This window comes from Picosynechococcus sp. PCC 73109, from assembly GCF_001521855.1.
Classification (GTDB): domain Bacteria; phylum Cyanobacteriota; class Cyanobacteriia; order Cyanobacteriales; family MRBY01; genus MRBY01.
Genome location: NZ_CP013998.1, coordinates 124,462 through 139,211 on the forward strand (window position 1 = coordinate 124,462; position 14,750 = coordinate 139,211).

The following is a 14,750-nucleotide window of genomic DNA, read 5'->3' on the forward strand; positions in this document are numbered from 1 at the left end:
TCTAGAGGCGTAGCACCGAAGTCTTAATTCCCAAATCAATTCGGCAGTTTCCCGAAATTCGGGGATCGAATTGTGCAGTCTTTGATATGATTGGGGTCATCAAATGAAAACTTTTATTGCAATTTAATCTTTAATAGAGGGCAAGACGCGGTGATTAGAGTAGCGATTAATGGATTTGGACGTATTGGACGCAACTTCTTGAGATGTTGGGCTGGTCGCGAAAACAGCCAACTCCAAGTCGTTGGGATCAATGCGACCACCGATACCAAAAGTAATGCCCACATGCTTCGTTATGACACGATGCTGGGTAAATTTGATGGCGAAATCGATTATGACGCCAACTCTCTGACTGTCAACGGCAACGTGATCAAATGCTGTTCTGACAGAAACCCCCTCAACCTTCCTTGGAAAGAGTGGGGCGTCGATTTGGTAATCGAATCTACCGGTGTATTCAACACCGAAGAAGGATCTTCTAAGCACATTACAGCTGGTGCCAAAAAAGTACTGATTACAGCTCCTGGCAAAGGCGGCCATATCGGCACCTATGTGGTTGGTGTAAACGCTGATCAGTACGGCCATGACAAACAAAATGTTGTTAGTAATGCCAGTTGTACCACCAACTGCCTCGCCCCCATTGTTAAAGTACTCAATGATCGTTTTGGGATCGTCAAAGGGACGATGACCACCGTCCACAGTTACACTGGCGACCAACGTATCCTCGACAATAGCCACCGGGATCTCCGTCGGGCGCGGGCAGCAGCAGAAAATATTGTGCCGACTTCTACCGGTGCAGCAAAAGCCGTTGCTTTAGTTATTCCTGAAATGAAGGGTAAGCTCAACGGGATCGCCATGCGGGTACCGACCCCCAACGTTTCCGTGGTTGACCTGGTTGCGCAAGTGGCCAAGCCCACCATCGCTGAAGAAGTTAACCAGGTGCTAAAAGAAGCTTCTGAAACTTACATGAAAGGGATTTTGGCTTATACCGAAGAACCCCTCGTCTCCTGTGACTTCCGGGGAACTGATGTATCTTCCACTATTGACGGTAGCCTCACCCTCGCCATGGATGGTGACCTGATTAAAGTTGTGGCTTGGTATGACAACGAGTGGGGTTATTCTCAACGGGTTGTTGACCTCGCAGAAATCGTTGCTCAAAACTGGCAAGGATAATGCTTTAAAGCTACATGCACGATGTCTGACATTGATGTTAAGCAAAGGTTTGACATTTTCATCAGGCAGGGAAAGTTAATAGTTAAAAAAGGTGGCTTTGTTCCACCTCTTTTTTTTGCTGACTAAACCTCAAACAGGCTTTCAAATTCATGGCGTAGGGCCTGAAGATTGGCAATGCGGGCCACCACCAGATAGGGTTCTTGGGGATCGTCGGGTAATTCCTGTTCACAGCGGCGCACCACCGCTTCTTGTTTGAGCCAAAAATGGACTATGGTTTCGACGACTTCGTCCCAGTTCCAATGGGGCTTTTTCGGAATGGCATCCAGGGCCTGGATAAAGCTATCTAAAGTACAGTGATAGGCGGCTAGATAGGCTTTGGGACGCTGGGGGTCTAGTTCGTATTGCTGTTGGTAGTTAAAAAAAGTAAGCAGGGGGGTCACCCCAAGCAGATCGAAAGCGTAAGTCATTTTTTTGCACACTCCAAACGCATAACCAGGGGAAAAGTCAGTCCACAGCATCCTCAGGCTGGGACTGTCCCGTACATTAGAGGCGATCGCCACAGGATAGGACAGTGGGAGGGAGAGCGCTCGTCCCTATGGTTGAGGTATAGGGACTGTTACTGATCTAGTTTAAGGAAAATTCCCCCTAAAAGGGTTATCTGCAAACTTTTTGCAATATTTAGCAGTTTCTAGAGAAGAGTGCTAATTTTGGACTGATTTACAAGTATTTGTTGAGCAATAAGGCAAGTTTCTCCTTGGTGCTAGCTGGGACTTGGTCGAGGGGAGTGAGAATCGCATATTTAAGGGCATCATGGGCAGCGGACTGGGGAGGATTTGCCGCTAGTTTTTCGACGACAGCCCGGATCACTTTTTGGGCATTGGTAGCATTTTTGTGGAGATTGCCAATGACCATTTCAACGGTGACACTGTCATGGTCGGGGTGCCAACAGTCGTAATCGGTCACGAGGGCGAGGGTTGCGTAGGCGATTTCTGCTTCCCGGGCCAGTTTTGCTTCCTGGAGGTTGGTCATGCCGATGATGCTGGCGTCCCAACTGCGGTAAAGATTGGATTCGGCTTTAGTAGAAAAGGCCGGGCCTTCCATGCAGACATAGGTGCCGCCCTGATGGAGATCAACGCCTTCTAAATTTAAGGATGCCACTGCATCACCGAGGATCTTCGCCAACTGAGGACAAATAGGATCACCAAAGGCAATGTGGGCGACAATCCCGTCTCCAAAAAAGGTGTCAGTGCGGTGGCGGGTGCGGTCAATAAATTGATCGGGAATGACCATGTCCACGGGTTTGATATGCCCCTGGAGAGAACCCACAGCCGAGGCAGAAATAATGTATTCAACGCCGAGGGATTTGAGGGCGTAGATATTCGCTTGAAACGGAAGCTCTGTGGGGAGGAGATGGTGATGGCGGCCATGGCGGGGGAGGAAGACAACGGGGGTGCCGTCGAGGGTGCCGCTGATGAGGCGATCGCTAGGGGCACCAAAGGGAGTTTCAACGGTAATTTCTTCGATGTCTTGGAGGGCGTCCATTTTGTAGAGACCGCTACCGCCGATGATGCCAATTTTAATGTCTGCCATGGTGACTCACTGTTAGATTTGCCTTGATTTGCTACAACATTATCTTGTATCAAAACCAGCTTGAAATTCCATGTTGCAATTTTTTCGGACGATTCTCATTACTGTGGTGGCGATCGCCTTTATGTGGTTCCCCGGTGAGGCGGCGATCGCCCTGGGTGGCCCCCAACCCGAACTTAACCAGCTCGCCCCAGAATTCACCCTCCTAGGCAATGACGGCGAGGGGGAAATTCAAGAATTTTCCCTCCAGGACTACCGGGGCCAATGGGTCGTACTTTACTTCTATCCCCAGGATTTCACCCCTGGCTGTACCCTCGAAGCCCGCCGTTTCCAACAGGATCTCCCTAAATACCTAGAGCGTAATGTGCAGGTGCTGGGGGTCAGTGTTGACGATGTCGATTCCCACGAAGCTTTTTGTGATGCCGAAGGCTTAAAGTTTCCCCTCTTAGCCGATAGTACCGGGGATGTGAGCAAGCAGTACGGTTCCTACTTGACAGGCTATTCCTTGCGCCACACCTACCTCATTGATCCAGAAGGGATTTTGCGCAAAATTTATCTAGGAGTAAATCCTGCGATCCATAGCCAAGAAGTCCTCACAGACCTTGATTCCTTGATGGCAAATTCCTCAGCCCAGCTTCCCCCAATGGGTTAAAATCGACAACGATTGTAAAGTTTGTCCACACCGTTGTTTTAAAAGAAGATTCCTCCATGATTCACGATATTTTCATGCCCGCCCTCAGTTCTACGATGACCGAAGGTAAAATCGTCTCTTGGACTAAGTCCCCGGGAGATAAAGTCGCTAAAGGTGAAACCGTTGTCGTGGTGGAATCTGACAAAGCCGATATGGACGTTGAGTCTTTTAACGAAGGGTTTCTCGCAGCGATTATCGTTGATGCGGGGGAAGAAGCACCAGTGGGTTCGGCGATCGCCCTTATTGCTGAAACCGAAGCAGAAATTCCAGAAGCCAAACAAAAAGCCGCGACTCTGAAAGGGGGGAGTAGTGTTCCTGCTGCTACACCTGAACCCACACCTGCTGCACCTAGTCCAGAACCGGCTCCCGTTGTGGCAGCCCCGGCGCCTACACCTGCAACCCCGACCCCCGCACCAGTGGTCAACGATGGCAGAATTATTGCTTCTCCGAGGGCGAAAAAACTCGCCAAAGAATTTGGCGTTGATCTTAAAACAGTGCCTGGTTCTGGCCCCCACGGTCGAATTGTCGCCGAAGATGTCGAAAAAGCCGCTGGTAAAGCACCTACTATTGCCCCTGCTGCCGTATCAACTCCAGCGCCGACAACCAGTAAGCCTGCCGCCCCAGCGCCAGCTCCCGTCGCCGTTACTCCTGGTGAAGTTGTCCCGCTGAATACGTTGCAACAGGCGGTTGTGCGGAATATGAATGCCAGCCTGAATGTACCTACCTTCCACGTGTCCTATGACATCACGACCGATGCCCTAGATGCCCTCTACAAGCAAATTAAGAGCAAGGGCGTCACCATGACGGGTCTATTGGCGAAGGCCGTGGCTGTGACCCTCCAGAAACACCCAGTGGTTAATGCCAGCTTTGGGGATAATGCGATTCAATACAGCAGTGGTATTAATGTGGCGGTGGCCGTTGCGATGCCCGATGGCGGCCTGATTACCCCTGTGCTGCAAAATGCCGATCAAATGGATATCTATTCCCTTTCCCGCAAGTGGAAAGATTTGGTAGACCGGGCGCGCCTCAAGCAACTGCAGCCCGATGAGTACAGCACTGGCACCTTTACCCTCTCTAACCTAGGCATGTTTGGGGTCAGCAGTTTTGATGCGATTTTACCCCCCGGCCAAGGTTCAATCCTCGCGATTGGGGGGGCTCAGCCTAAAGTCGTTGCGACGCCCGACGGTTTATTTGGTGTGAAAAAGCAAATGACCGTCAATATCACCTGCGACCACCGCATTATTTATGGTGCTGATGCGGCGGCATTCCTTAAGGATCTAGCCGACTTGATTGAAAATAACACACACAGTCTGACCCTTTAGGTTCATCTCGTTGCTCCTTGGGATTTTCCTCAAATACGCAATAAAAAACGATCTATGGCTCCCCGGTCTGGGGAGTTTTTTTGTTGCAAAAGTCAATGAACACTTTTAGAGACAATAAAAAAGACAACCATCACTAGGTTGTCTTCTGTACTTCATTTTGCGAATTTTAGATAAAAAAGACGATTTAAATAAAGTCGATCAATCGTGTTTTAGTTAACGGTTTTACCACCACCCCAAGCAACACCACGCACCTGGGCTTGAACGAGGACATAACCGGAAACATTTTGCAGATCCTCTTCGTTGAGGTTACGCATGCTACTCCAGATGTCGGCACGGACGGTATTGGGGTGTAACTGAGATAGGTCTAATTCACCATCGTAGGAGGTGGGATTTTTGAGATAGTCCACCATGGCCAGGATATTATCGCGGCGGGGTTCTGCCCCTTCTAGATCGACTAGAGAAAGGGTTACGTTGGGGTTGCTCTTTGTCCGGCCGCTGTTGTGGCAGGTGGAACAGGTGTTGATAAAGATCCGCTCTCCTTTGGCAACCTGCTGGTCACTGAGGACGACCGTTTCGGTTTCATTGAGGTTGACGGTGCGGTCTACTTCCCGGAGGGCGGTGGCATTGGCAGCGCCGACATTGAGTTGCCAAAATAGTAAAACGAATGCGCTAATCCCGAAAATAAATTTTTTGAGTGGGTCGATCCCCAGAATTTTATTCATGTTTTTCCTCAATACAGCAATAACGTAAATAAATCTATCTCCACCTATTTAACTGTGAAGGCAGACCTACAGGCAAGAATTTATCAAGGCTGTAAGTAAATGTGCTTATCTTTGTTTATTTAAATTTGCGTTGCCAACGGCACCAGTTAGCCAGGGCAACTAACCATACATATCATGCCATTGGCGTGAATTTTTCTTATAAATCCGTAAAGAACAGCAATATTTCGCGCTGCATTTCACTATTTGCTTATGGGTCGCCCCGGAGAATCTGGGCGATCGCCACTGCACATTGGGGATCAGTGCCAAAGGGTTGACCAAGCTGAATTGTCATGGTGGGGTTGGCCTGGGCGAAGGTTTTCATCTGGGCGGCGATCGCCTTTGGGATTTTGCCGGAAAAAAGAAAATAGGGAACCAAGTGAATCGTTGTTGCGGTCGTCTCTTGGAGCTGTGCAAGTCTTTGGTCTAAAGAGGGTTCTGTGGCCCAGTAGGCGGTGCTAGCGTTGAGGGCCTGGGCGAGCTTTTCGATTTCGGGATTCGCGCCGGTGCGACGGCTACCATGGGCGATCAAAATACGTTGGGCCGTAGAATTTTCGGCAAACTGTCGCTCTAGGAACGGGGCAAGGCGGGCATCTTTACCGAGGTAATCGAGTTGTTGAAACTTTACTTGGGGAAATTGGGACTGCAGTTGGGCGATCGCCTCTGGGAGATCTTCCCGGACATGGACACCGGGCAAGAGAAATAGAGGCAGAATTTGCACTTCAGCGGGTTCTGGGGCGTGATCCCGGAGGAACTGGGCGATCGCCGCCGTTAGAGACACCTCGCTACATTCTAAATAGGCCCCAAGCACCGGATGATCCACCTGGGCTTTCACCTGGGCGATCAGGGTTTGAAATTCCCGTCGATAACTGTCACTAAAACTGCCATGGACGACCACCACCGATAACCGCTGCATGAATTTTTTGTCCCGTCTATTGTTTCTGTTTGGTGATTATAGAAAAGTTAGCGCCAAATTTCTGGGCCGTAGTTGTGGCGGGATTGGCTTCGGCGTAGGATAAAACGAGGAAAAACTGTGGGAGTCATTAAACTGTGCAATGTCCTAAATGTCGCGATGTTGAGCTTGGGGATCAGCTTCTATCTGGGGAGCTGACCAGTTGTCATTGTGAAAAATGTGAAGGAGATTGGCTCCCTGGCGATCGCTACCAAACCTGGCAAAATAGCCAACGAAAACCACAGCGCCTCAATACCCAACTGTCCCTCCCAGAAACCGTGATCCCCGGTGAAACGGACAATAAAGCAGCCCTCTGTCCCGAATGCCGCCGCTATTTATCGCGGGTAAAAATCCCCGTTGATCAACCTTTTTACTTAGAGCGTTGCCCCGAATGTAATGGCTTCTGGTGCGATCGCCAAGAATGGGAAATTTTAGAAAAACTCCGACTCCACACCAGCCTCGAATATATTTTTACCGCCGAATGGCAACACAAAGTCCGGGAACAACAGCACAACATCAGCGAACGACAGGCCTTGATCCAGAAACTTGGGCCGACCCTGGCCACCGATGTTTTTGACCTGGGCGAAAAACTTGCGGCCCACAACAATGGCGATTTTGCCGTGGCTTACCTGGCCCGTCAAGTTACCGAAAATCAGACTAATCAAAGTCAATCACGCTAATTGCTAAATGTCACAGCCCCATCGCATCCTTGCAATTCGTTAAGGCTGCCCGGAAGAACGGAAAGGCGATCGCTATGATTTAAAGAGAAAGCCAAGCTTACCCAAGGCTTTTGGAGACTCCACAGCGGCAAAATATTTCCATTTATATGTCTTATCCCCTCTACATCGCGTTTATTTGGCATCAGCATCAACCCCTCTACAAAGCACCAGACGGTCAATATCATCTCCCCTGGGTGCGGCTCCACGGCACTAAAGATTACCTAGATTTGATTCTGCTGCTCGAAAAATATCCGCGCCTCCACCAAACTGTGAATTTGGTACCTTCTTTGATGATGCAGTTGGAAGATTATGCTGAAGGCAAGGCCCTTGACCCCTATCTAAAGCTGGCCCTTACCCCCGTCACAGACCTCAATAGTGACCAAAAATGGTACATCTTGGAGCATTTCTTTGATGGCAACCACCGCACCTTAGTCGATCCCCATCCCCGCTACCGGGAACTGTACACCGAGCGCCAGGACAAAGGCAAAGCCTGGTGTCTGGAAAATTGGGACGAACAAAAATTTAGTGATCTCTTGGCTTGGCATAATTTAGCCTGGATTGATCCCCTCTTTTGGGATGACCCGGAGATCGCTGCCTGGCTCGAAAAAGATCGCGGCTTTACTTTAGGCGATCGCCAACGCATTTATTCCAAACAACGGGAAATTATTAAGCGGATTATCCCCAAACACAAACAAATGCAGGACAACGGGCAACTGGAGGTGACCACCACCCCCTACACCCACCCGATTTTGCCCCTGCTCGCAGATACAGATTCCGGTCGGGTCGCCGTCCCCAAGATGGAACTTCCCCAGGAGCGCTTCCAGTGGTCAGAAGATATTCCCCGCCATCTCAACCGCGCCAAGGAAATGTACCGGGAACGTTTTGGCCGGGAAGTACGGGGTCTGTGGCCATCGGAGCAATCTGTCAGCCCAGAAGTGCTTAACCCCATCGCCGCCGCTGGCTTTAAGTGGATCTGTTCCGACGAAGCGGTGTTGGGTTGGAGCCTGAAGCATTTCTTCCACCGGGACGAAGTGGGCAATGTCTACGAACCGGAAAAAATGTACCGCCCCTATCGCCTCGAAACAGACCATGGGGATCTCGCCATTGTCTTCCGGGATCACCGTCTGTCGGATCTCGTCGGCTTCACCTACAGCGGTATGGACTCAGAACAGGCCGCTTGCGATCTGGTCGGTCACCTAGAGGCGATCGCCCGCAGTTTGCGACACCACCAAAAAGAAGGCCAAACTGCCCTCCAAGAACCACACCTTGTAACCATCGCCCTCGACGGTGAAAACTGCTGGGAATTCTACGAAAAAGACGGCATCCCTTTCCTGACCTCCCTCTACGAAAAACTGAGTGCCAATCGCCAACTCGAACTCGTCACGGTCTCCGAATTTATCGAGCAATTTCCCCCCACCGAAACCATTCCTAGCCATAAACTCCATAGTGGTTCCTGGGTTGATGGGAGCTTTACCACCTGGATTGGGGATCCCGCTAAAAATCGCGCCTGGGATATGCTCACCAAAGCCCGCCACCTGCTGGCCGCCCACCCCGAAGCGACAGAAATTACCAACCCCGAAGCCTGGGAGTCCCTCTATGCGGCCGAAGGCTCAGACTGGTTTTGGTGGTTTGGGGAAGGTCACTCCTCTAACCAAGACGCCATGTTTGACCAACTCTTTCGGGAACACGTCGCTGGGATCTACAAAGCCCTAAACGAACCGATTCCACCGGAAGTGCTCCAACCCATTGAAGACCACACCCGCCACCGGGAGCACCTCCCCGAAAGCTTTATTCACCCGATCATTGATGGTATCGGTGACGAACAGGATTGGGATAAAGCCGGTTGCATCGAAATTGGTGGTGCCCGGGGTACCATGCACCAAAGCAGCGCCCTACAACGACTCTTTTACGGTTGGGATCATCTTAATTTTTATTTGCGCTTTGACCTCAAGCGGGGCATCAAATGGGGCGAGGAACTCCCGGCAGAACTCCACCTCCTCTGGTTCTATCCAGGGGTAAACTGCGCCATTAGCCCAGCTCCCATCGCCAGTATGCCCGACCAGGCCCCCCTAAATTATCTCTTCCGGCACCATATCGGCATTAATCTCTTAACCCAATCTATCTGGTTTGAAGAAGCCAGTGATTATGGCCAGTGGCGGCCCCGGGGTGCCCATGCAAAAATGGCTTACCGAGAATGTTTAGAACTGTCTGTGCCGTGGGATGTGCTGCAAATTAAACCGGACTATACGCTCAATTTAGTAGCAATTTTGGCCGATGATGGTGAGTACCATAGTTTTGTGCCAGAAAATCGCTTTGTTACCCTACAGGTGCCTTAAGCCATTTTCTCGGGATAAAACTTAGCTCGTCGATAACCGTTTCACCGCTGCCCCTCCTAGTAAATCATGAGCTTCCTGGAGATACTGGAGAATTTGATTGCGGTGGGGACTGAGGCGTAATACGTTGCGTAGATCTACCTCCGTTAAGCGGTCGGCTTTTTGGCCAGGGAACCAGTGGCCGCCGTTGCCCATCAGGTTGTAGCGGGCTTTGCTGTATTCAATCATGTCGTAGGCGATCGCCAAATTTCTGAGCCAGAGAATGACGGGGATATTAATCTGGTGCGGGGTTTGGTCGTAGGTCGGCAGGCCCACTTGCCAGGTCTTGACCCAATCTTCTCCCAGGGAGGCGATCGCCTGATTTTCCAGTCGCGCGAGAATATCTGGCAAAATTTCATCGGCCCGCCCCAGCAGAGGGAGGGTTTCTAGATGCCGATCAAAATCTGACGGACGCGCCGCCCCCACACTCAAAGTATGGATCTGGGGATGGGACAAACAAAATAAATCGTTAAACACCATTGGATGCAACGGTCTGCAGAGATCGACTAATTTTTGGGGTGGATTGTAAAGATGTCCCCCCTTATCCGACGGGCTAATAATAAATACCCCCATATCCTGCTGCGTTGCCGCTTCGATGGCCCGCCAATTGTCCTGATTAATCCAATACCAGTGCAGATTCACATAATCCATCGCCCCCGTTTCGATGGTTTTCACAATCAAATCCGTCGAACCATGGGTCGAAAAACCGATGTGACGAATCCGTCCCGCCCGCTGCAATTCCTGGGCGACTTCTAGACAACCCCGTTCAAAGGTGAACTTAAATATTTCCTCGTTATTAATGCCATGGATACCAAATAAATCCACATAATCCAGTTGCAAATAATTGAGGGATTTTTCAATTTCGCGCCGAAATGCCTGGGGATCAGCCTTTGGGGAAACCTTTGTTTGGATAATGAGATCTTCTCGTTTAAATTGCGATAAGACCCAGCCAAGTTGCATTTCTGACGTGCCGTACCCCCGTGCCGTTTCGATGTGGTTAATGCCCAGATCAAGCGATCGCCGAATCGTTGCCGCTAGATTTTTTTGGCTATCAGCAGGAATTTTCGCGGGGTCTTGATCCTGCCACTTAAACTGATAGCGCATCCCGCCACAGGAAAAAACAGGCATTTGCAGTTCGGTGCGACCAAAACGACGATATTGCATAGATCTCAAGGGCGTTTCTTAACTTCTATTGGGAGGTATTCAAAAAAAACATTATAACGAAGAAAAAATCTCGTCCCTAAGCAGCAAAGGCTGTTCTGCCTCTGACAAAACAAAACGCGCCTATTTAAACTCAACTGATCAAAGCAGCAAACCATCGGTTTTCAAAACATCGCCCCCAGTCTTGTTGGTCTTTGTTATACTATTGCTGCTGTTTAAGCATTATGGGGAGAGTAACGGCAAAAATTACGCAGAGGTCTTATCTCTAAGACTCATTTACACTCTGCTGAAATAATGAATATAATGCTTGCGAGATTGTTTTAAACCGCTTCTACAAATATTTTTTCGAGTTTATGACGACACAAACGCCTACTTCTATTTATGATTTTTCGGCCACAGCCATTGATGGCACATCGGTCGATCTTAGTACCTATAAAGATCAGGTTTTATTGATTGTCAATACAGCCAGCCAATGTGGATTCACCCCCCAATACAAAGGTTTGCAGGCGCTCCATGAACAATATGGCGACAAAGGTTTAGTCGTCCTCGGCTTCCCCTGTAACCAGTTTGGCCAACAAGAACCCGGCAACGAATCGCAAATTCAATCATTTTGTGAAACTACGTTTGGAGTTTCTTTTCCGATGTTTCAAAAAATTGATGTTAATGGCAGCAATGCCCACCCATTATATCAATATTTAACCAAGGAAGCACCCGGTATTTTGGGGACAAAAAATGTGAAATGGAACTTCACAAAATTCCTTATTAACCGTCAGGGTCAAGTGGTAAAGCGTTATGCACCCACGGCAACACCGGAGGCGATCGCCAAAGATATCCAAGAATTGCTTTAAAAACTATCTGCTTCAGAAAACATCCTATTTTCTGACACTAATTTAACCCCCAGGCCTACGTAAAACTTGGGGGCTTTTTTTTCTTTATAAGGACAATTTATTAATCGATTTCAATGGTTGTGGGCGCACCATCTTCAGTCTTTGACTCACGATTGCCTCCTGTTTCTTGGCGGAACTCGCGATAAAGGCGATCGCGCCACTCAAAAAACGGCGCATATTCCGCATTATCCCCCAAGCCCGGAATGCCCTTACCTTTGAGGTAGTCAGGGATATCAAAATAGTTCCCCTCAGGAAATTTCAGCAGAATACTCAGGGCGGCCACGGAGAAATCCGCTAAGGTTGGCTGATCGCCGATTAAATAGGGCTGCTGCTGGACAAGCAAGGTTAATGCTTCGAGATCCTGCCTTAGGCCCCGCTGGGCTTCTTTAACTGCATCACCACCAAGGCCAACGCCCGCCCCAAAGAAATCTAAAACATCCCCCGGCACAGCCCCCAGAAGATTTTTAAAGAGATCAGGCACCTGCTTCGGCACAATGGAGGTGCGGAAGTTAGGGTTTTGGTTGAGGGCACCAATGAAGGCCTTGCGACCTTTCAAGCCAATGGACTCATCGGCCCATTCTTCCATGATCAAACATTGGGCCCGTTGCACTGGAGCGGTAGGAATAATCGGTTTTTCGGGATATTTGCGGTCAAGGTAAAAAGCAATTTCTGTGGAGTCACTGATTACCGTATCGCCATCTTTGAGGACAGGCACTTGACGCTGACCCGACATTTTATATACGTCCAGTTGACCGATACCGGGGGTCACTTCGATTTTTTTGTACTCTAAACCCTTGTAATCGAGGATTAAGCGGACTTTTTCCGAAAACTGGGATAGTTCAAATTGGTATAACGCCAACATAGGGGTTCGCCTTGATGATTGAGTAGGTAAATCACTCACACCTTACAAAACTTCACAACAAATTGCCATGGGAACTTGTGGCACAATAAAGCAGAACAGTTGTATGGAAAGTCAACGATGACCATTAACCTCGTAAATCTTGTGGGCCGGGCCGGTGGGGATCCGGAAGTGCGCTATTTCGAGTCGGGTAGTGTGCTGTGTAATTTGACTTTAGCGGTAAATCGTCCCACCAGCCGGACAGATCAGCCGGATTGGTTTAACTTAGAGATTTGGGGAAAAACAGCAGAGGTAGCCGCTAATTATGTAAAAAAAGGCAGTCTGCTCGGTATTCAAGGCACTTTAAAGATTGAGACTTTCACGAATCGCAATGGCCACGAATCGTCTAAGCCAGTGATTCGGGTTAATCGTCTAGATTTGCTGGGTTCTAAGCGAGATGTTGATCCGAATGCGGTGGCTGGCTATAACGAATAAAGATTTTTTGAACTGGCACACAGGCGATCGCCCCCAATAGACTCTTACTTTCAAGTCGGCGATCGCCAACTTATGCTAGCTCTTGGGCGGGAAAAAGTCCCCCAAACGGAAGCTCGGCGCTTCATAATCACTAGGCAAATAGTCAGCAGGAATGGTCGTTCGGTTGCCATCGCGCATTGCACCATAATGGGGCGAGAGAATTTCAATGTCCGCTTCATTGCATTTATCCTGAATATTTTGATGCAATTGCGAATAGATTTTTGCCATCATTTTAGGCTCATCGACATAGACATTAATTTCATAGCTCACATAAAAATCATCAAGGCTGGTTTGCAACACAAAAGGCTTGGGCTCTACTAGGGTATGTTCCGTTGCAGATGCCGCATCAACCAGCACTGCATGGACTTTGCGCCAGGGGACATCATAACCAAGGGTAATGGTTGTATGGATAATTAATGGTGGCGTTTCGGTATCATTCTTGGATTCACTGAAGTTAATAATATGACTACTTAAAACGGCGGAATTGGGAATGGTGATTACTTCATTTTTGATGGTGCGGATGCGTGTCACCAATAGGGTTTTTTCTAAGACATCACCTTTCGTATCGCCAATTTGAATGCGATCGCCAATCCGAAACGCCCGGGTATAGGTCATGATCGTCCCAGCGACAACATTAGCTACCGCTGCCGTGGAACCAAGGGATAGCAGTAAACCTAGAAAAATTGAAATTCCCTGAAAAGCAGGTGTATCGGAGCCTGGTAGATAGGGAAATGCAACAATTGCCGCAAAGGCCAGCACCAAAAATTGCACCAGTTTATAGGTGGGCATGGCCCATTCGGGATAAAAACCTTGAATGATAATTTTGCTACGTTCAATTTCAGTAAAAAAGAACTTGCAGATCTTTAAAAAATAAGCGGTAACAAAAATAATGACTGCAATAAAAAATAAATTAGGCAGATAGGTCAAGCCACCTAAAATTACCGTTACAGTAGCATTTTTAGCATACTCAAATAACAACCGAGCCAGTCCCTGAGTCCAAGGGAAGAAACTTAAAACTAAATTGGCATAGATGTAAATAAAAGTTAGCCAGGTTGTTAAGCGCAAAATCTTAATCAATTCGGAGATTAAGTCAACCACCCGTTTAGCGGACAGGAGTTCGACACCTAAAACTTTGATCGAGGGAATCCAGGTTGTTTGCCAGATTCGCAAACGACGATGAATCTTAGGAATAGAGCGATTGAGAACAATGAGACTCGTCACTAAAACGAGGGTTGCAACAATGGTATAGACAACCCCCAACAAAATATTGCGTAGACTATGGACTTCTCGAAATGCCGCAACTTCAGTGCGAATAATGTCTGTGTATTGTTCGGCTAAATCATAGCGATTGGCATTGGCAGCGACGGCATCAATTTCAGCAAGGGTGACGAGGAGAGTCTCTTCGCCCACCAAAATGTCCACTGTTTGGGTATCTTCGTTATCAACAATGCGCAGATCATCAAGGCTGAGTTGATCATTTTTGGCAAATTTAAGGATTCGTTCGGAGGTCACCTGGGCCCGAAAGTCTGGGGGAAACGAGCCGATACGGGCATCAATGAAAAACAATGTGCTGTCGCCGAGAATTACTGGCGATCCCTGGGACAAAGTATTTTCCGGCTTTTCAACGGTAATGGTTGGTTCGGGCACATTGGGTTGGGCGATCGCCCCAAGATTTTTTCCCTGCCACACTGTGATCTGCCAACATAATAAAAAAGCAGTGCAGACCAAGATGAAACGACGCCAAAATTGTGCCATAGAGCAT

14 protein-coding genes are annotated in these 14,750 nt (G+C 48.7%); 7 read left to right on the top strand and 7 right to left on the bottom strand.

What is annotated here, in order from left to right; translation table 11 throughout:
* Positions 1-150 precede the first annotated feature (150 nt).
* Positions 151-1,167, top strand: coding sequence for a type I glyceraldehyde-3-phosphate dehydrogenase (locus tag AWQ23_RS00670; protein WP_062431700.1), 1,017 nt, complete (start codon positions 151-153; stop codon positions 1,165-1,167).
* 122 nt (positions 1,168-1,289) lie between these two features.
* On the opposite strand, the gene AWQ23_RS00675 is transcribed toward AWQ23_RS00670, so the two are convergent.
* Together AWQ23_RS00675 and AWQ23_RS00680 are read right to left on the bottom strand one after the other, a co-directional pair.
* The gene (locus tag AWQ23_RS00675) at positions 1,290-1,634 is read right to left on the bottom strand and encodes a hypothetical protein (protein ID WP_062431702.1); all 345 of its coding nucleotides are present in this window, start codon (positions 1,632-1,634) and stop codon (positions 1,290-1,292) included.
* Positions 1,635-1,884: 250 nt separating this feature from the next.
* Entirely contained in the window at positions 1,885-2,757 is an 873-nt protein-coding gene (locus AWQ23_RS00680; protein ID WP_062431704.1) for an S-methyl-5'-thioadenosine phosphorylase, read from the bottom strand.
* A gap of 70 nt (positions 2,758-2,827) precedes the next feature.
* Here AWQ23_RS00680 and AWQ23_RS00685 point away from each other — a divergent pair, with 70 nt between their 5' ends.
* Together AWQ23_RS00685 and AWQ23_RS00690 are read left to right on the top strand one after the other, a co-directional pair.
* Positions 2,828-3,406: a peroxiredoxin gene (locus tag AWQ23_RS00685; protein WP_030006741.1), complete on the top strand. Its 579-nt coding sequence runs from the start codon at positions 2,828-2,830 to the stop codon at positions 3,404-3,406.
* Positions 3,407-3,462: 56 nt separating this feature from the next.
* Entirely contained in the window at positions 3,463-4,767 is a 1,305-nt protein-coding gene (locus AWQ23_RS00690) for a dihydrolipoamide acetyltransferase family protein (RefSeq protein WP_062431706.1), read from the top strand.
* A 209-nt stretch (positions 4,768-4,976) separates the two neighbouring features.
* On the opposite strand, the gene psbV is transcribed toward AWQ23_RS00690, so the two are convergent.
* Positions 4,977-5,489, bottom strand: coding sequence for a photosystem II cytochrome c-550 (gene psbV, locus AWQ23_RS00695; RefSeq protein ID WP_012305751.1), 513 nt, complete (start codon positions 5,487-5,489; stop codon positions 4,977-4,979).
* Positions 5,490-5,736: 247 nt separating this feature from the next.
* Entirely contained in the window at positions 5,737-6,441 is a 705-nt protein-coding gene (locus AWQ23_RS00700) for a sirohydrochlorin chelatase (protein ID WP_062431708.1), read from the bottom strand.
* 134 nt (positions 6,442-6,575) lie between these two features.
* Between AWQ23_RS00700 and AWQ23_RS00705 the strand changes: the two genes are divergently transcribed.
* Both AWQ23_RS00705 and AWQ23_RS00710 read left to right on the top strand, forming a co-directional pair.
* On the top strand, positions 6,576-7,157 hold the full coding sequence (locus AWQ23_RS00705) for a zf-TFIIB domain-containing protein (protein WP_062431710.1): 582 nt from the start codon (positions 6,576-6,578) through the stop codon (positions 7,155-7,157).
* Between the two features lie 146 nt (positions 7,158-7,303).
* Positions 7,304-9,532, top strand: coding sequence for a glycoside hydrolase (locus AWQ23_RS00710; protein ID WP_062431713.1), 2,229 nt, complete (start codon positions 7,304-7,306; stop codon positions 9,530-9,532).
* A 21-nt stretch (positions 9,533-9,553) separates the two neighbouring features.
* Here AWQ23_RS00710 and AWQ23_RS00715 read toward each other — a convergent pair whose 3' ends face one another.
* On the bottom strand, positions 9,554-10,732 hold the full coding sequence (locus AWQ23_RS00715) for an aldo/keto reductase (protein ID WP_062431715.1): 1,179 nt from the start codon (positions 10,730-10,732) through the stop codon (positions 9,554-9,556).
* A gap of 350 nt (positions 10,733-11,082) precedes the next feature.
* Between AWQ23_RS00715 and AWQ23_RS00720 the strand changes: the two genes are divergently transcribed.
* Positions 11,083-11,577, top strand: a complete 495-nt coding sequence (locus tag AWQ23_RS00720; RefSeq protein WP_062431717.1) for a glutathione peroxidase — start codon at positions 11,083-11,085, stop codon at positions 11,575-11,577.
* 100 nt (positions 11,578-11,677) lie between these two features.
* Here AWQ23_RS00720 and AWQ23_RS00725 read toward each other — a convergent pair whose 3' ends face one another.
* Positions 11,678-12,478 (bottom strand): glutathione S-transferase family protein, encoded by an 801-nt coding sequence (locus AWQ23_RS00725; protein ID WP_062431719.1) that lies wholly within the window; start codon positions 12,476-12,478, stop codon positions 11,678-11,680.
* A gap of 117 nt (positions 12,479-12,595) precedes the next feature.
* Here AWQ23_RS00725 and AWQ23_RS00730 point away from each other — a divergent pair, with 117 nt between their 5' ends.
* The gene (locus tag AWQ23_RS00730; RefSeq protein WP_062431721.1) at positions 12,596-12,949 is read left to right on the top strand and encodes a single-stranded DNA-binding protein; all 354 of its coding nucleotides are present in this window, start codon (positions 12,596-12,598) and stop codon (positions 12,947-12,949) included.
* A gap of 75 nt (positions 12,950-13,024) precedes the next feature.
* Here AWQ23_RS00730 and AWQ23_RS00735 read toward each other — a convergent pair whose 3' ends face one another.
* Positions 13,025-14,743 carry a mechanosensitive ion channel family protein gene (locus AWQ23_RS00735; RefSeq protein WP_071884887.1) on the bottom strand — a complete coding sequence of 573 codons (1,719 nt, stop codon included), beginning with the start codon at positions 14,741-14,743 and terminating at the stop codon, positions 13,025-13,027.
* Between the last annotated feature and the right edge of the window lie 7 nt (positions 14,744-14,750).